Genomic DNA, 15,567 nt, shown 5'->3' with positions numbered 1-15,567 from the left:
CGTTGATGTGCCGTCTCTCATTCGAGCAGCGCGCGCTGCGCGACACGCTCGTCCGGTTCCAGCGGAAGGAACCCTTCCTGGCGCACCAGCGCCTGGCCTTCGTCGGAAAGCACATACGCGAGGAAGGCCTGCGGCAATTCTGCCAGCGCGCGGCCCGGTGGGCGATTGACGTAGATGTACAGCACGCGTGAGAGAGGATAGCGCCCCTGGGTGACGCTTGCGGGATCCGGCACGACGCCGGCATCGGCAGGGCCAATCGCCAGCGGCTTCACCAGGCCGTTGACGTAACCGAGCCCGGCATAGCCGATCGCCTCGCGGTTGGTCGCCACCGTGGCGACCACGGCGCCGTTGCCGGGCCAGGCGATGACTTCGGCGCGGAAATCACCGCCGCACAACGCGGATTCGCGGAACATCTCCCAGGTGCCGGAGCTGTTGTTGCGCCCCGTCGCAAGTGGCTCGGCGGCGCCGAGCGTGGCGTCCGCGTCCGGTTCCAGGTCGCGCCAGCGCCGGATCGCGCGCGGCGCCCCGCAGCGGCGTGTATCGGAATAGATCGCATCGAGCTCGGCCAGCGTGATGCGTTGCAGGGGATTGTCCGGATGCACGAACACCGCGATCGCGTCGTGCGCGACGACGAGGCGCGTCGGCGCGTAGCCGTAGCGCGCGTGGAAACGGGTTTCCTCGGCCGTGCTCATCGGCCGGCTCATCGAGCCGAGATCGGCCGCGCCCTCGATCAGCGCATTCGGCGCGCTCGCCGAGCCGGGCGTCTGGATCTGGAAGCGCGCCTTCGGATGCCGCGCGTGGAAGGTGTCGGCCCAGCGTGTGACCAGCGCACTTGCGGTGTCCGAGCCGACGCTGGTCAGGCTCCCGGAAAGGCGATCGTCGGCCCCTGCCATGCCGGTGTGCAGGCCGGCGATGACGAGCAGGGCGGCGAACGCACGCCTCATGGCGCTTCGGCCAGTGCCAGCGGCTCGAGCAGGCGTTCGCGTCCGAACACGCAGGTGAACGTGCTGCCGACGCCCGGTTCGCTGCGGATTTCCAGGTGCGCCTGGTGCAGCTGCAGCACGTGCTTGACGATCGACAGGCCGAGGCCGGTGCCGCCGGTCTCGCGCGAACGGCTGGTCGAGACACGATAGAAGCGCTCGGTGAGCCGCGGCAGGTGCTGAGGCGCGATGCCCTGGCCGGTGTCGATCACCGACAGGCGCCCGCCGTTCGCGTCGCTTTCCCAACGCAGGGTGATGCGTCCTCCGGCCGGCGTGTAGCGCACCGCGTTGCTGACCAGGTTCGAGAATGCGCTGTGCAGTTCCTTGGTCGATCCGGACAGGTCGTGCTTGCCGATCAGTTCGGTCGTGACCGCGTGCGAGCTTTGGCTGAGCGCGACGGCCTCGCGGCGCAGCGCCTCGAGCAGCGAGCGCAGGCTGATGCGTTCCTGCGGCAGCTCACCCTGTGCCTCGAGCCGCGACAGCGTCAGCAGGTCCTCGACGATCTGGGTCATGCGCCGGGACTGGTTGCGCAGCTCGTGCAGGATCGGTTCGTACTCCGGCATCGATTCCGGTTCAATCATGTCGAGGTAGCCGTGCACGACGGTCAACGGCGTGCGCAATTCATGCGAGACATTGGCGACGAAATCGCGCCGAACCTGTTCCAGGCGCATCAGCTGGCTGACGTCGCGCGCGACCAGCAGCGCGCGGTCCCCGGCGTAACGGATCAGGCGCAGGCTGAGGCGAACGTTCTCGTCGACCGGCGCGGCGAGGTCGGTCAGCGGCTCCGCACTCTCCGCGCGCAGCCACTCGGCGAAGCGCGGGGCACGTACGAGGTTGGTGAGCGGGCCGCCGATGTCGTTCGGATACTTCAGGCCGAGCAGATGGCCGGCCGCGGTGTTGAACCACTGGATGCGCTGCTCGCGGTCGAGTGCAACGACCGCGTCCGGCATCGCCGCGGCGGCGTCGCGGAACGCGCGCAGCAGGCGCACCAGGCGCCGTTTCTCGTCGACCGCCGCACGCTGGCGGCGCCGGAACAGGTTCTGGATCTCGTCCCAGATGCCGGCGCCGTCGGCGGCCGGCAGGCGGTGCCGGCTGGCCAGCAGGTGGCCGAGGCGGGTCAGCCTGAACATTCCGTACGCGAGCGCAGCGATCGCGACCGCGAGCAGGCACTGCGCAATCGCGTGCAGCCACCAGCCACACGCAAGCGCGACCAGCGCCGGCAGCACGAGGCGCCAGGCGCTGGATCGCCACGCTCGGCCGAGGCGTGAGGGCATCAGCACCCCCTCGCGGGACGCATCAACGCATGCGGCGGCGACACCTCGAACTCCCTCTCCCCCAACCCGAGGTTGGGGGAGAGGGTTGGGGTGAAGGGGTGGGGCGTCGCGCAGAGTGCATCGTGGGGGGGCACCGAAAGCGATGATCGATGCAGGTCAACCGACGAGGGTTGGGTGCGAATCGATGCCGTCGCGGAGCGCGGGAATGCCTCGGTCGTTGCGTGCATGGCGGGCACTGTGTTGAGCAGTCGATAAGCGGCGGAGAATCACGTACAGATGTTACGCCCGCAGCTCACACGCTGGTCGAGAAGCGATAGCCGGCGCCACGCACGGTCTGCACCAGCTCATCGCGGCCGAATGGTTCGAGCGTCTTGCGCAGGCGCCGGATATGCACGTCGACAGTGCGTTCCTCGACGTAGACGCCGCCGCCCCAGACATGGTCGAGCAGCTGGCTGCGCGTGTAGACACGCTCGGCGTGGGTCATGAAGAAGTGCAGCAGGCGGTACTCGGTCGGGCCGATATGCACCGGCTGCTCGCCGCAGAACACGCGGTGCGCCGCGCTGTCGATGCGCAGTCCGCCGAGTTCGACCACGCCCTCGGCGTCCTCGCCGTGCGTGCGGCGCATGACCGCGCGGATACGTGCGAGCAGCTCGCGCGTCGAAAACGGTTTCACCACGTAGTCGTCGACGCCGGCATCGAGGCCGCCGACGCGGTCGGTCTCCTCGCCGCGCGCGGTCAGCATGATGATCGGTACCTCGCGGGTGAGGTCGTCCTTGCGCAGGCGGCGCGCGAGGTCGATGCCGCTCATGCCGGGCAGCATCCAGTCGAGCAGGATCAGGTCCGGCACGCGCTCGCCGATCGCGGTCTGCGCGGCGCGCGCGTCGGGCGCGTGCATCGCTTCCATGCCGGCCTTGCGCAGCGCGAACGCGACCATGTCGCGGATCGCGGTTTCGTCTTCGACTATCAGGATGTGTTTTTGCACGTCGTCACCGCTGGGCGGCCCGGATGGAGCGCTTCATGACGGCATCATTGCAGCAAAACGGTTACACCTGAATGACAATTGTCCCCTGCGAGGTCGCCAACCACGCACTGGAGCCGCCGCGCCAAGCCCTCCGTGTTGCGGGAATATTACAGTTTCATGCGTCGTGACGGGCGCAGCGGATCAGTGCGGCTGACAGCAGGTGAACGTCGGGGTCAGCGAATCCGGGGTGGAAGGGGCGCCGCGCTTGCGCAGCTCGAGCACGGTCGGCGTGAGCTGGGTGATGCGCGCGTCGATGCGGCTGCGCTGGTAGTAGGTCAGGTCCGATTGCCTGGAAAGCGCCTTGAGCTGGTTCAGCGCATCCTCGGCATGGCCGGTCAGGTACGCCGCCTCCGCATAGGCTTCGGCCGCACGCACCTTGTCGCCGGCGAGCTGGTTCGCGCGGCCGTAGCTCTTCTGCAGGTCCGGATCGTCGCTGTAGCGTTCGACCAGCGGGCGCAGCAGCTCGAGCGAGCGGCGCGCGCTCTTGTCGTCGGCCTTGGCGAGCAGCGCGTCCGCATAGGTGAGAGTGATCGCGCGGTTGCCGGGGAACTCGTTGCTCAGCCGTTCGTAGATAGTCAGTGCATCGGCATGGTTGCCGGCCTGGTCCTCGGCGTTCGCCAGCCCGAGCCGCAGCACTTGAGAGGTCGGCTGCTGTGTGGTGAGTTTCCTGAGTTCCGCGACCGCCCGTTGCGGTTCGTGCGTGTCGATCAAGGCGAGCGCATAGCCGTAGCGGTTGGCGATCGTGTCGAAGGCCTTGTTGTCGCGCAGGTTGTCGGCGTAGTAGGCGCGCATCGCGGTAGCGGATCCTGCGCTCAGCACGCGCGCGCGTTCGCGCATCAGCTCGAAGTCGCTGAGCACGGCCTTGCCGCGCACGTAGCAGGTGGTGACGGAAACGCGTGGCAGGGTCTTGCCGGCACCGCTGCCGGCATCGACCGTCATCGTTGCCGCGTTGCTGGCGGCAACGGCACTCGCCTGGTCCGGCGGGCTCGTTTCGGTGGCCGCGCTGCTCCTCGCCGGCAACGCCAGATCCAGGTTTCCGGTCCGGATCGGCGCGGACGCGGGTGGCAGATGCGTCACCTTCGGGCAACCCAGTTGTTCCGCGCGCGCCTTCGCCTCGGCGATGCGTTTGGTGTCGAGCGGATGGTCGAGCAGGAATTCCGGCACGTCGACGCCGTTCACGCGCATCATCTTCTGCAGCGTCTGGAAGGCGCCGGCCATCGCCAGCGGATCGAAGCCGCTGCGCGCCAACGTCTGGATGCCGACGCGATCGGCCTCTGCTTCCTCGCCGCGCGTGAAATTGATCTGGCGCTGCTGGATCAGCGACGTGCCGGTCATCATCGCGGCCACGCCAGCGTCGTCGCTGCGGTGCGCGGTCGCGAGCATCACGCCGAGCATGGCGAGCATGATCGGCACCGACATCTTCTTCTGGTCCTCGAACGCGCGCAGGATGTGCTGCTGCTGCACGTGCGAGATCTCGTGTGCGAGCACGCCGGCGAGTTCGTCCTCGCTCTGCATCGCGGTGAGCAGGCCCGCGTTCGCGGCAACGAAGCCGCCGGGCGCCGCGAACGCGTTGATCTGTTCGTCACGCACGATGAAGAACGTGAACGACATGTCCGGATGATCGCTGTTCGCGACCAGCCGCCAGCCGAGCGCGTTGATGTAGTCATTGAGCAGCGCGTCGTCGAGCACGAGGTTGTACGCGCGTATTTCCTGCAGCATCGCGGCGCCGTAGTCGTGCAGGTCCTGCGGCGACATGATGCCGGCCGCGGAACTGCCGATGTCGGGCAATTTGACCTCCGGCTCGCGCGCGCCGGCAAGCGCGGCGATGCAGGCGGCGGTCAGGACGGAAAAGCCTCGAAGCAGGCGCATGGCAATACCAACGGAAAGACTCGCTTCGGACCACATTAGCGCGGCATGGTTTCCACCGCCACCTGGTTTGCACATTCGCAGGTGGACGTGCGGGCGGCGCTCAGTGCGCGTTCATCCGTGATCCGCCCGCGACCGTGAACTTGCAACTCGCCCGTACTGGCCGCACTCTTTGCCGCATTGTTTTTCCGTACGGAAACAGGTGGATGAACCGCGTTGAGATCTACACCACGGCGATTTGCCCTTACTGCGTCATGGCGAAGAATTTCCTGAAGCACAAGGGCCTCGATTACGAGGAAATCCGCATCGACCACGATTCCGCGCGTCGCGAGGAGATGCTCTCGCGCAGCCTCGGGCGACGCACCGTGCCGCAGATCTTTGTGAACGGCGTGCACATCGGCGGCTACGACGATCTCGTCGTGGCCGATCGCGGCGGCCGCCTGGGCGAACTGGTGGATGCCGCGAAATGAGCGATCGCATCGGCGAGTTCACCGCATTCCGCCAGCGCATGAACGAGCGCATCCTGGCCCAGGACAATCAGGTCGTGCGGCGTTTCTTCGCGCTGGACACGCAGACCTACAAGGCCGGCGCGCTCGACGTGAAGACCAAGGAGATGCTCGGTCTGGTCGCCTCGCTGGTGCTGCGTTGCGATGACTGCATCAGCTATCACGTCGCGCAGTGCGTCGAGGCCGGCGTCAGCGAGGACGAATTCTTCGAGGTGTTCAGCGTCGGCTTGGTCGTCGGCGGATCGATCGTGATTCCGCACCTGCGCCGCGCGGTCGATTTCCTCGACCAGATGCTCGGCAGGAATGCAGAAGCGGGCGCCCCGCCGTGAAACTGAGCTGCTAGCGCGGCACCCGCAGCAACCTCACTCGCGCGCCATTGCTGCCGTGGCCGCTGAGGCGGTCGAGGCCGACCTGGTCGAAGTCGGCGATCGGCGTTGCCGCAACCGAAAGCGTGCAGACCTCGGGATGCCGGGTTCCAATCGCCAGCCGGCAATCGAGGCTGGCGTTGTTGTCCGTATCGCCCAGGTGGAAGGTTTCCGCATCCTGGCTGCTCGGCTCGGTGAATTCGAAGATGCGTGGCGCACCGTTGTCGTCGGGAACGAGTACCCATTGACCGCTCCAGGCGCTGCCGGTCGGGCCGGTCGCGAAACGCGAGCGCGCGAGCGTCAGCGCGCGGACCTGGACGTCGCGCCCGCCTTCGCTGCGGACCAGATAGGCGCGGGCGTGGGTCGGCGACAGGAACTCGAGCTCGAGGCGCGGACCGGCTTGCGCAGACGGCAGGCTACCGGTGGGTGCGAACATCGGGTCACCGTTGGCGAGCTGCACCAGCGAAACCGTGGCGACACGTCCGGTCGGACGTGTGCTGCCGAAATACCAGGTCGGCGCGCCCGACTCCGCGAATCCGAACAGCCCGACGGCAAGCTGGCCGTCCTGCAGTTCGATGCTCGCGCCGCTGCCAGCGGACATCGGACCACTCGCGGCACTGGCTTCCGACCACCAGAATCCGTTTTCCGGGGTGGGCGCCGATGCGGGCGCGCCGGTGTCGATCAGGTGAAACGCAAGCAGCGACGCCGCGCCGTTCATCGCATAGACGCGAACGTGGTAGATCTGCCCCGGCAGGATTGGCACGCCCGCACTCGCGGTCGGATCGACGCGCAAATTGAACGGAAGCGGGTGCTGGCTGTCGCATCCGGTGGTCGGCGACTTCAGCTCGACGCTGAGATCGGTGCCGTCAAGGGTTACGCGCTCGATCGTCGGCATGCAGCGCGCCGGTGCCGTACCCAAGAGATTGATCTGCGGCGATCGCTGCACCATGGTCGCCGTCGGCGTGGCGAGCAGGATGCGCAGTTCCGGCGTCGCGTCGTCGGCGGCCTGCGCGCTGACGCAGGCCAGCAGCAATGCGCAGACGAGGGCGCTGCCTGCGATCCGCGCTGCAAGCTTTGTTGTACGACTCGGTGACATTCGCGGATAATGCGCGACCCTGCGGGCTTGGGCAAGTCGGGCGTGCAGGAGTACCTTGTTTGCGCAAGGTTTTTTCCTGGCATCCCGACGATCGCGGTCGCCGCAAACTTGCAAAGTAGGCGCGTCCGCCGCGCCAGCCATCGCCTCCGCGCCCGCGGTACCGATCGGCACACAGCCAGTTTTCTTTCGAGCGCGATACCCGATTCGCGCAGCACGGAGTTCGTCTGATGAGCAAGACCATTGCGGTGATCCGCGGCGACGGCATCGGCCCGGAAATCATGGAAGCGACCCTGCGCGTCCTCGAGACACTGCAGCTGGGTTTCCAGTACGACTTCGTCGAAGCCGGTCTTGCCGCACAGGAGAAATTCGGCGAGCTGTTGCCGCAGGCGACGCTGGATGCGATCACGAAGCATCGCGTCGCGCTGAAGAGCCCGCTGACCACGCCGGTCGGCGAGGGCTTCAGCTCGATCAACGTGGAACTGCGCAAGCGTTTCGATCTGTACGCAAACGTGCGTCCGGCGATCTCGTTTCCGAACACGCGCTCGCGTTTTCCGGAAGGCGTCGATCTGGTCACCGTGCGCGAGAACACCGAAGGCGCCTACATCGGTGAAGGCCAGCAGGTTTCCGCCGATGGCGAGACCGCGACCCTGACGCAGAAGGTCACGCGGCGTGGTTCCGAGCGCATCGTGCGCTATGCGTTCGATCTGGCGCGTCGCACCGGACGCAAGAAGGTCACCGTCGTGCACAAGGCGAACATCCTGAAGTCGACCTCGGGCCTGTTCCTGAAGGTCGCTCGCGAGGTCGCCGCGCAGTATCCGGACATCGCCTGCAACGAGATGATCGTCGACAACACCTGCATGCAACTGGTGATGAGGCCGGAGCAGTTCGACGTGATCGTCACGACGAACCTGTTCGGCGACATCATTTCCGATCTCTGCGCCGGCCTGGTCGGCGGCCTCGGCCTCGCGCCGGGCGCGAACATCGGCGCCGATGCCGCGATCTTCGAGGCCGTGCATGGTTCCGCACCGGACATCGCCGGCAAGGGCATCGCCAATCCCTGCGCGCTGCTGCTCGGCGCGGCACAGATGCTCGATCACCTGGAGTTCGGCGACGAAGCCCTTCGCCTGCGCACGGCGATCCGCGCCACCTTGACCACTCGCGACCGCGTCACGCCGGATCTCGGCGGCAACGGCACGACCGATTCGTTCGCCGACGCGCTGATCGAGCGCTTGCGCGCCTGACGAAGCGCAATGCAGCCATGCGTCAGTGCATGGCTGCAAGATGGTCGAGCACGCGCAGCGCGCCCTTGCCGGGACGGTAGCCCAGCGTCAGCGCGCGGTGGACGAAGCCGACCGCCTCCTCGACGGCGTCCTCGAGCGAGAGGCCGCTCGCGATGCCGGCTGCGATCGCCGACGACAGCGAGCAGCCGGTGCCGTGGCTCTCGCCGCGGATGCGCCGCTGGTGAAACCAGTGCTCGCCGGCCTTCGTCAGCAAGAGATCGGAGACTTCATTGCCGGCGAGGTGGCCGCCCTTCAGCAGCACCGCGCGTGCGCCCTGTTCCAGCAATGCGGCGGCAGCATCGTGCATGTCGCCGGTGGTCCGGATCGACCGTTCGAGCAGCCGCTCGGCTTCGGGAATATTTGGCGTCAGCAGATCCGCGCGCGAGAGCAGATGCCTTTGCAGCGCTCCGGCGAGGTCGTTGCTGGCGAGTTTTGCGCCAGTGGTGGCGACCAGTACGGGATCGAGTACCACCGGAATGCGCGGATGGCGCGTGAGCGCTGCGGCCACTTCGCGTGCGATGCCCGGCGTCGCCAGCATGCCGATCTTGATCGCGCCGACACGAAAATCCGCGAGCACCGCATCGAGTTGCGCGCGCAGCGTCGCCAGAGGGGGCGTATGGATTGCGGTCACGCCACGCGTGTTCTGCGCGGTCAGCGCGGTGATCACGCAGGTACCGTGAACGCCGAAAGCGGCGAACGTGCGCAAGTCGGCCTGGATGCCTGCGCCGCCGCCGGAGTCGGAACCGGCGATCGTGAGTGCGATGGGGCGAGGGAGGCGTTTCGAGGTCATGTCGTATTTTTGCAACGCTGGAGGCAAACCCGCTTCGCGGACGAAACGATTGAAAAACCGAGAGTTGGATGGGCTGGCGGCGATCGATCGCAAGGAATATCGACGCGGCGCTTGACTTCTGTTGCGTTTTCGCCAAAATCCGAGACCGATTACACCACAGCCGTTCCACTACCGCAGCAAGGGGCTATGCAGCGGGCAACAGCAATCGCAGGGAGATGGATGGGAGCGCTAAGCGCAGGGCTGGCGCTCCCATTTTCTTTGATGGCGCATGCCGTCGCTTTCGACGGCGGGCTTGCTGCCGCGTCTTCCGCGTCCTCCTCCAGAGTCGAAGCCGCCGCAGACGAACCCGTTCTGGGGCGCTGGCACGACTACGCGCTGTCGAGCATCACGCCGCAATTCTCCTGGGCGGTGCTGCCGCCCTCATATGGCGCGCCGCAGCTGTTGGACAATTATTCCGGTGATGTCGCGCGCGCGCCGCTGTTCAAGGCCAGGGAAACCTCGGCGACGCGGCTCGGCATTTCGGTCGCGACGGGCACGGTCGCCGACACGCCGGCCGTGTTGCCGAACCCGAGTCCGCACCTGATCGGTGTGCCGCAACCGGGCCTGCAGCGCACGGTCATCGCGCCGACGCTCGCGAGCGACTGGGGCGACCGGGGCACGCTGCGCCTGACCGGCGTGCTTGCCTATCAGCGTTTCGCGAGCCTCGGCCTGGGCATGACGGCCACCGATGGCTGGGCGCCACCACCGCCGTGGCTCAGCGACAGTTCGTACGGCGCCGGCGCGCGCGTGGACGTTGGCAGTGCGATCGGCAGTCGTCTGCGCTGGGATGTCGGCTACCAGTCGCGGGTCGGCATGGGCGCATTCGCGAACTATCGCGGCGTCTTCGCGGATGCCGGCAATTTCGACATCCCCGCGAGCGCGACAGCGGGCCTCAGTTATGCGCTGACACCGCAGTTCGCGGTCGACATCGGTGTGCAGCGCGTGATGTACAGCGCGATCAAGCCATTCACGAGCTCGAGTCTGCCGACGCGGTTCCTGGCCCTGCTCGGCGATGGTTCGAGTCCGGTGTTCGCGTGGCGCGACCTCAACGTCTACAGCATCGGCTGGACCCTGCGCGACGAGGACGTCGGCGATGTGCAGTTGCGCTATACGACCCGCCAGCAGCCGATCCCGACCTCGACGCTGCTCGCCAATGCGCTCGCTCCGGCGACTGCGAACGACATGATCTCGCTGGGTTGGTCGCGCGGCTTCGGCGCCAGCTCGAACCTGAGTTTCACCGCGAGCTACGCGAGTTCGCCGTACTATCTGCTGATGCCGAGCTATCTTTCGCGCAGCGACGGTACCGCGAGCCAGTTCGAGTTCGAGGCGATCTGGGCGATGCGCTTCTGACGAGCGCACCGCGTCGCCCGTTCCGGGTGGCCCGTTACAGCATCTCCGACGCGTAGTCCGCCAGACGCGAGCGTTCGCCACGACGCAGCGTGATGTGCGCGCTGTGCTGCCAGTCCTTGAAGCGGTCGACTGCGTAGGTCAGGCCGGAGGTCGTCTCGGTCAGGTACGGCGTGTCGATCTGCTCGACGTTGCCGAGGCAGATCATCTTGCTGCCGGGGCCGGCGCGCGTGATCAGCGTCTTCATCTGCTTCGGCGTCAGGTTCTGCGCCTCGTCGATGATCACGTAGCGGCTGAGGAAGGTGCGCCCGCGCATGAAGTTCATCGAGCGGATCTTGATGCGTGAGGCGAGCAGGTCGTTGGTCGCCGCGCGACCCCAGGCGCCGCCCTCCTGCGGATTCGTCAGCACTTCGAGGTTGTCGGTCAGCGCGCCCATCCACGGCGTCATCTTCTCTTCCTCGGTACCGGGCAGGAAACCGATGTCCTCGCCGACCGAGACCGTCGCGCGCGTCATGATGATCTCGCGATAGCGCTGCTGGTCCATCACCTGCGCGAGCCCCGCCGCGAGTGCGAGCAGGGTCTTGCCGGTGCCGGCGGTGCCAAGCAGGGTGACGAAGTCGATCTCCGGATCCATCAACGCATTCAGCGCGAAGTTCTGCTCGCGGTTGCGCGCCTGGATGCCCCACACCGAGTGCGAGGCACCGAGGCGGTAGTCGTCGACGATCTGCAGCACCGCCTTCGGGCCGTCGAGGCGCAGCACGCGCAGCTCGACCTCGTCCTCGCCGGGCAGGTACAGGCTCTGGTTCGGGTGCCAGTCTTCGTCCTTGCGGCGCTTGAGTTCGTAGAACGTGCGGCCGCGCTCGGACCAGGAGCGCAGCTCGCCATGGCGCTCCCAGAAATCGGCCGGCAGTTCGGCGAGTCCGTTGTAGAGCAGGCTGAAATCATCCAGCGCGCGGTCGTTCTCGTAGTCCTCGGCGGTGATCGCGTAGATCTTCGCCTTGATGCGCAGGTTGATGTCCTTGGACACCAGCACGACCGCTTCCTTGGGGCGCGCCTCGCGCAAGGCGACGACCGACGCGAGAATCAGGTTGTCGGGCAATGTGCGCAACGTGCTCTTGTCGGCGACGACGTGTGCGGTGGTCTGGAAGTACAGGCGCCCGGCCTTGGGCCGGCGATCCAGCTGCAGCCCCTGCGGCTGGCGCAGTTCGATGCCTTGCTCGATCGGATGGCCGTTGCCGGCAACCATCAGCTCATTGAGGAATCGGCTGACCTGGCGCGCGTTGCGCGAAGTCTCCGAAGTGCCTTTCTTGGCGGCATCCAGTTCCTCGAGCACTGTCATCGGGATGAACACGTCGTGTTCTTCGAAGCGAAACAGGGAGGTCGGATCGTGCATCAGCACATTGGTGTCGAGCACGTAGATGCGCTTGCCTCGGGTCATGCGGGATTCTCGAGAGAGGGCAGGGCGGAGCGCGCGGCTGAAGCCGGGCGGACCGGGAACCAGGAATAGCAGAACCATGCGACGATCACGAGTACGTGAGCCGCAAACCGGGAACAGCAGAACGAAACGACGATCACGAGTGCGTGAGCCGCTCCAGCACGGCGGCCGCGTGGCCGGCCACCTTGACGCCGCGCCACTCGGCGACGAGCACACCGTCGGCGTCAATCAGGAAGGTGCTGCGGATCACGCCGATGAAGCGCCGGCCGTAGAGCGCCTTCTCGCCGAGCACGCCGAACGCGTTGCACCAGGTCTCGTCGGTGTCTGCGACCAGCGGGAACGGCAGCTCGTGCTTGTCGCGGAATTTCACGTGCGACGCCGCGGAGTCGCGCGAGACCCCGACGATCTCGCAGCCGTGCTTGCGGAATGCCGGGTACAGGTCGCGGAATGCGTGCGCCTCGCTGGTGCAGCCCGGCGTGGCGTCCTTCGGGTAGAAATAGACGACGACGTGGCTGCCGCGCAGGTCGGAAAGCGCGAGCGTGCTGCCGTCCTGCAGGACGCCCTTGAGTTTCGGAACTTTCTTGCCCGTCTCGAGCATCGTCAGAACTTCATCGGGTCCATGATCGCGTCGAGATTCAGGCCGTCGCAGAACTCGAGGAAATCATCGCGCAGCGCCGCGATATGTGTCGTGTTCGGAATGCCGATCGTGATCTGCGCGGAAAACATGTCGGCGCCGGTCTGCATTGCGCGGTAGCGCGTCGAGTGCAGTTGCTCGATCGAGATGTTCTGCTGCGCGAAGAACTCCGCAAGCTGGAACAGCACGCCCGGTTTGTCTGCGGCAACGACCTCGACGACGTACGGCAGCAGGTTCGACTGCTGCTGCTTGGCGCTGGTCCGGAAATGGGTGAGGCGGAGCTCGCCGTCACGGTCGAGCCGCGCCAGCGCGTTCTCGAGTTTCGCGATCGCATCCCACGCGCCTTGCGCGAGTGCGAGCACGCTGAGCTCGTTGCCGAGCGTCGACACGCGAGCCTCGGCGAGATTGCAGCCGCATTCGGAGATGCGCTTGCTGACCGCGACCAGCGGAGATTTCTCGGCCGCACTGAATGCGCTGATGAGCAGGTAATTTTCGTTGGACGCGGGACGCGGCGTGTTGTCGCTCAAAGCCTGCTTTCCTGCCTGCTTCACGGTTCCATCGTCCTGTCGATGCCGGCGCCGACCACCGGCACCCATCGGCCGCAGAATACTGGCGAGTTCCGGGGGTCGCAAGGGAAGCCGCGTGCCGCTTCAGGTTCTGCGATCCCTGGACGGATCGCCGGCAGGACGGCCATGTTCGATGCGGTCCCGGCACGCGTCCGCGGGCCGCAGATGGACTCGCCCGGACGTTCCCAAGTAGTATCTGGCGCTCCGCAAGCGCTTGTATTCTCCCTTGATCCTTTCCGGCAGCATCTGTGCATTGGCGACGCCGCTGCGCGCGCGCGACGACGTGCTCGACCTCGACGCATTCGGTCGTCTGATCGACTATCAGCTTTCCGGTGGCACGCGTGCGCTCGTGGCCGCAGGTTCGACCGGCGAAGCGGCCGCGCTCGACGACGCGGAATATTCCGCACTGATCGAATTCGCCGTGGCGCGCGTCGCCGCGCGCGTACCCGTGCTCGCCGGCACCGGCCTGTCGGCCACCCGCAAGACGATCGTGCAGACGCAGCGCGCGCGCGCTGCCGGCGCCGATGCCGCGCTGGTCGTTGCGCCGGCCTACGTGCGCCCGACCCAGGAAGGCCTGTATCGGCATTTCAGTGAAGTCGCCGACCGTGGCGGCCTGCCGGTCGTGCTCTACAACGTGCCCTCGCGCACGTCCTGCGACCTGCTGCCGGAGACGGTCGCGCGTCTGGTTGGACACGGCAATATCGTCGGCATCAAGGAAGCGTTGCCGGATCCGGCGCGGATGAGCGCGCTGCTCGAATTCAGCAGCGCAAGCTTCCGGGTGCTCTCGGGCGACGATCCGAGCGCCATGCGCGCGCTGCTGGCTGGTGCCGACGGTGTGGTCTCGGTCGTCGCGAACGTCGCACCACGCCTGTTCGCGATGCTGTGCGAAGCCTGCGCGTCCGGCAACGCGCAAGGCGCCGAAGCGATCGACCAGCGGCTGCGGCCGCTGTACGCGGTGCTCGGCATGGAACCGAATCCGATCCCGGTAAAGTGGTGTCTGGCCGAGCTCGGCGTCGGCGAGGCGACGCTACGCCTGCCACTGGTGCCGTTTTCCGTGGTCCATCATGCGGTCGGCCAGGATGTGCTGAACGGTCTCGGACTGGGCGAGGCGGCGCGTGACGCCGGGTAAGGTAGACTACGCGGATGACTGAAAACAGGATGGTATTCGTGAGACGCACTCCTTTCGCGCTGCTGGCCGTGCTTGCTGCGGGTTCCCTGCTGACCGGCTGCGATTTCATGCATCGCCATTTCGGTCACAAGGATGCCGAGTACCGGAAGTCCGTCGAGGAGCGACCGCTGGAAGTGCCGCCGGACCTTGATACGCCGAACAGCAGCGGCGCGCTGGTTATCCCGTCGACATCTGCGGTGTCGAGCGCTGCTTCCGCAACAACAACTTCTTCGGCGCCGCCTGCATCGGCGTCGGCCGCGGCGACTTCGTCCTCCACCCAGCCGCCGGCCTTGGTTGCGCCGACCACCGCGGGCGTTGCCCTTAGTGGCGGCGGGCTGCACGTGGCCGACACGGTCGAGAGCACCTGGTCGCGGGTCGGGCTGGCCCTCGAGCGTTCCGGCGCGGCGACGATCCAGGGACGAGACGAGGCCGGTCGCACCTACACGGTCGAGACCACCGGTCAAACCACGGCGGAGGCGGGCTGGTTCAAGAGGGCGATCACGCTCGGCCATGCCGGCAACAAGGTCACGGCCAAGGTCGGCCTGACCGTTCGCGTCAGCGCCGATGGCGCGGGCAGCAAGGTCAGCATCGAAGGCGCGACCGACGATGCCTCGAAGGACGCTGCGAAGTCACTGTTGGAGACGCTGCGCAAGCGTCTGTCCTGAGAAGGTTGTCCATGGTCGCGCGCGGTACCCGCGCGCGAACCGAATGCGGCGGCATTGCGTCAGCGGTTGACGCTCAGCGTTCCAGCAGTTTCAGTTTTTCGGTCTTGCCGTCCCATTCCTTGGCATCGGCGGGCGCATCGATGCGTTCGGTCAGCACCGGCCATGCCTTGGCGAGTTCCGCGTTCAGCGCGATGAAGCTTTCCTGGCCGGCCGGCACGTCGTCTTCCGGGAAGATCGCATTGGCCGGGCATTCCGGCTCGCACAGTGTGCAGTCGATGCACTCTTCCGGGTCGATGACCAGGAAGTTCGGCCCTTCATGGAAGCAGTCGACCGGACAGACCTCGACGCAGTCGGTGTACTTGCACTTGATGCAGTTCTCGGTGACGACGAAGGGCATGATGAGGTCGGTTCAAGGGGTTGTTGATGCGCTCGAAACTCGAAGGAGCGCAATCTTCAAACGAGCCAGCGTCGAGGCTGGCTCGAAGCGGATGTTAGTTGAAAAGTGCGGCCAAGGATGGCCGCTCTGGATTCCGGT

General features: G+C 66.5%; 16 protein-coding genes. 6 read left to right on the top strand and 10 right to left on the bottom strand.

The genetic code is table 11. The annotated features are described in order from the left end of the window. Nucleotides 1–17: 17 nt before the first annotated feature. The 4 genes from ABD002_RS01795 to ABD002_RS01780 all read right to left on the bottom strand — a co-directional run bounded on the left by ABD002_RS01795 (nt 18) and on the right by ABD002_RS01780 (nt 5,144). On the bottom strand, nt 18–944 hold the full coding sequence (locus ABD002_RS01795; protein WP_343786510.1) for a PstS family phosphate ABC transporter substrate-binding protein: 927 nt from the start codon (nt 942–944) through the stop codon (nt 18–20). After that, entirely contained in the window at nt 941–2,254 is a 1,314-nt protein-coding gene (gene phoR, locus ABD002_RS01790) for a phosphate regulon sensor histidine kinase PhoR (protein WP_343786508.1), read from the bottom strand. Before phoR ends, ABD002_RS01795 begins: the two co-directional genes overlap by 4 nt. 292 nt (nt 2,255–2,546) lie before the next feature. Next, complete coding sequence (phoB, locus tag ABD002_RS01785; protein ID WP_343786506.1) at nt 2,547–3,236, bottom strand: phosphate regulon transcriptional regulator PhoB; 690 nt, start codon at nt 3,234–3,236, stop codon at nt 2,547–2,549. 180 nt (nt 3,237–3,416) lie between these two features. After that, nucleotides 3,417–5,144, bottom strand: coding sequence for a M48 family metalloprotease (locus tag ABD002_RS01780; protein WP_343786504.1), 1,728 nt, complete (start codon nt 5,142–5,144; stop codon nt 3,417–3,419). Nucleotides 5,145–5,347: 203 nt separating this feature from the next. Here ABD002_RS01780 and grxC point away from each other — a divergent pair, with 203 nt between their 5' ends. Continuing rightward, complete coding sequence (gene grxC, locus ABD002_RS01775) at nt 5,348–5,611, top strand: glutaredoxin 3 (protein WP_343786738.1); 264 nt, start codon at nt 5,348–5,350, stop codon at nt 5,609–5,611. Continuing rightward, on the top strand, nt 5,608–5,976 hold the full coding sequence (locus tag ABD002_RS01770; protein WP_343786502.1) for a carboxymuconolactone decarboxylase family protein: 369 nt from the start codon (nt 5,608–5,610) through the stop codon (nt 5,974–5,976). The genes grxC and ABD002_RS01770 overlap by 4 nt, the downstream gene beginning before the upstream one ends. A 10-nt stretch (nt 5,977–5,986) precedes the next feature. On the opposite strand, the gene ABD002_RS01765 is transcribed toward ABD002_RS01770, so the two are convergent. After that, nucleotides 5,987–7,108, bottom strand: a complete 1,122-nt coding sequence (locus tag ABD002_RS01765; RefSeq protein ID WP_343786500.1) for a hypothetical protein — start codon at nt 7,106–7,108, stop codon at nt 5,987–5,989. Nucleotides 7,109–7,335: 227 nt separating this feature from the next. Between ABD002_RS01765 and ABD002_RS01760 the strand changes: the two genes are divergently transcribed. Then, nucleotides 7,336–8,349 (top strand): isocitrate dehydrogenase, encoded by a 1,014-nt coding sequence (locus tag ABD002_RS01760; RefSeq protein WP_343786498.1) that lies wholly within the window; start codon nt 7,336–7,338, stop codon nt 8,347–8,349. 22 nt (nt 8,350–8,371) lie between these two features. On the opposite strand, the gene thiD is transcribed toward ABD002_RS01760, so the two are convergent. Beyond that, complete coding sequence (gene thiD, locus ABD002_RS01755; protein WP_343786496.1) at nt 8,372–9,178, bottom strand: bifunctional hydroxymethylpyrimidine kinase/phosphomethylpyrimidine kinase; 807 nt, start codon at nt 9,176–9,178, stop codon at nt 8,372–8,374. A gap of 261 nt (nt 9,179–9,439) precedes the next feature. Here thiD and ABD002_RS01750 point away from each other — a divergent pair, with 261 nt between their 5' ends. Beyond that, nucleotides 9,440–10,567: a hypothetical protein gene (locus ABD002_RS01750; RefSeq protein ID WP_343786494.1), complete on the top strand. Its 1,128-nt coding sequence runs from the start codon at nt 9,440–9,442 to the stop codon at nt 10,565–10,567. Between the two features lie 34 nt (nt 10,568–10,601). On the opposite strand, the gene ABD002_RS01745 is transcribed toward ABD002_RS01750, so the two are convergent. The 3 genes from ABD002_RS01745 to ABD002_RS01735 all read right to left on the bottom strand — a co-directional run bounded on the left by ABD002_RS01745 (nt 10,602) and on the right by ABD002_RS01735 (nt 13,160). Continuing rightward, a complete protein-coding gene (locus ABD002_RS01745; RefSeq protein WP_343786492.1) occupies nt 10,602–12,002 on the bottom strand; it encodes a PhoH family protein in 1,401 nt (466 codons plus the stop codon). A 133-nt stretch (nt 12,003–12,135) separates the two neighbouring features. Then, nucleotides 12,136–12,597: a peroxiredoxin gene (locus ABD002_RS01740; protein ID WP_343786490.1), complete on the bottom strand. Its 462-nt coding sequence runs from the start codon at nt 12,595–12,597 to the stop codon at nt 12,136–12,138. 2 nt (nt 12,598–12,599) lie between these two features. Further along, nucleotides 12,600–13,160, bottom strand: a complete 561-nt coding sequence (locus ABD002_RS01735; protein WP_343786736.1) for a glycine cleavage system transcriptional repressor — start codon at nt 13,158–13,160, stop codon at nt 12,600–12,602. A gap of 265 nt (nt 13,161–13,425) precedes the next feature. On the opposite strand from ABD002_RS01735, the gene dapA reads away from it, so the two are divergent. Next, the gene (dapA, locus tag ABD002_RS01730) at nt 13,426–14,328 is read left to right on the top strand and encodes a 4-hydroxy-tetrahydrodipicolinate synthase (RefSeq protein WP_343786733.1); all 903 of its coding nucleotides are present in this window, start codon (nt 13,426–13,428) and stop codon (nt 14,326–14,328) included. Between the two features lie 38 nt (nt 14,329–14,366). Further along, nucleotides 14,367–15,032 carry a hypothetical protein gene (locus ABD002_RS01725; protein WP_343786488.1) on the top strand — a complete coding sequence of 222 codons (666 nt, stop codon included), beginning with the start codon at nt 14,367–14,369 and terminating at the stop codon, nt 15,030–15,032. Between the two features lie 73 nt (nt 15,033–15,105). Here ABD002_RS01725 and fdxA read toward each other — a convergent pair whose 3' ends face one another. After that, nucleotides 15,106–15,429, bottom strand: coding sequence for a ferredoxin FdxA (gene fdxA / locus ABD002_RS01720; protein ID WP_343786486.1), 324 nt, complete (start codon nt 15,427–15,429; stop codon nt 15,106–15,108). Nucleotides 15,430–15,567: the final 138 nt, after the last annotated feature.

Origin of the sequence: Dokdonella soli (assembly GCF_039523175.1) — a bacterium.
GTDB classification, from domain to species: Bacteria; Pseudomonadota; Gammaproteobacteria; order Xanthomonadales; family Rhodanobacteraceae; genus Dokdonella_A; species Dokdonella_A soli.
The sequence above is the reverse complement of the archived record's forward strand: the minus strand, read 5'-3'. Positions and strand labels throughout refer to the sequence as shown.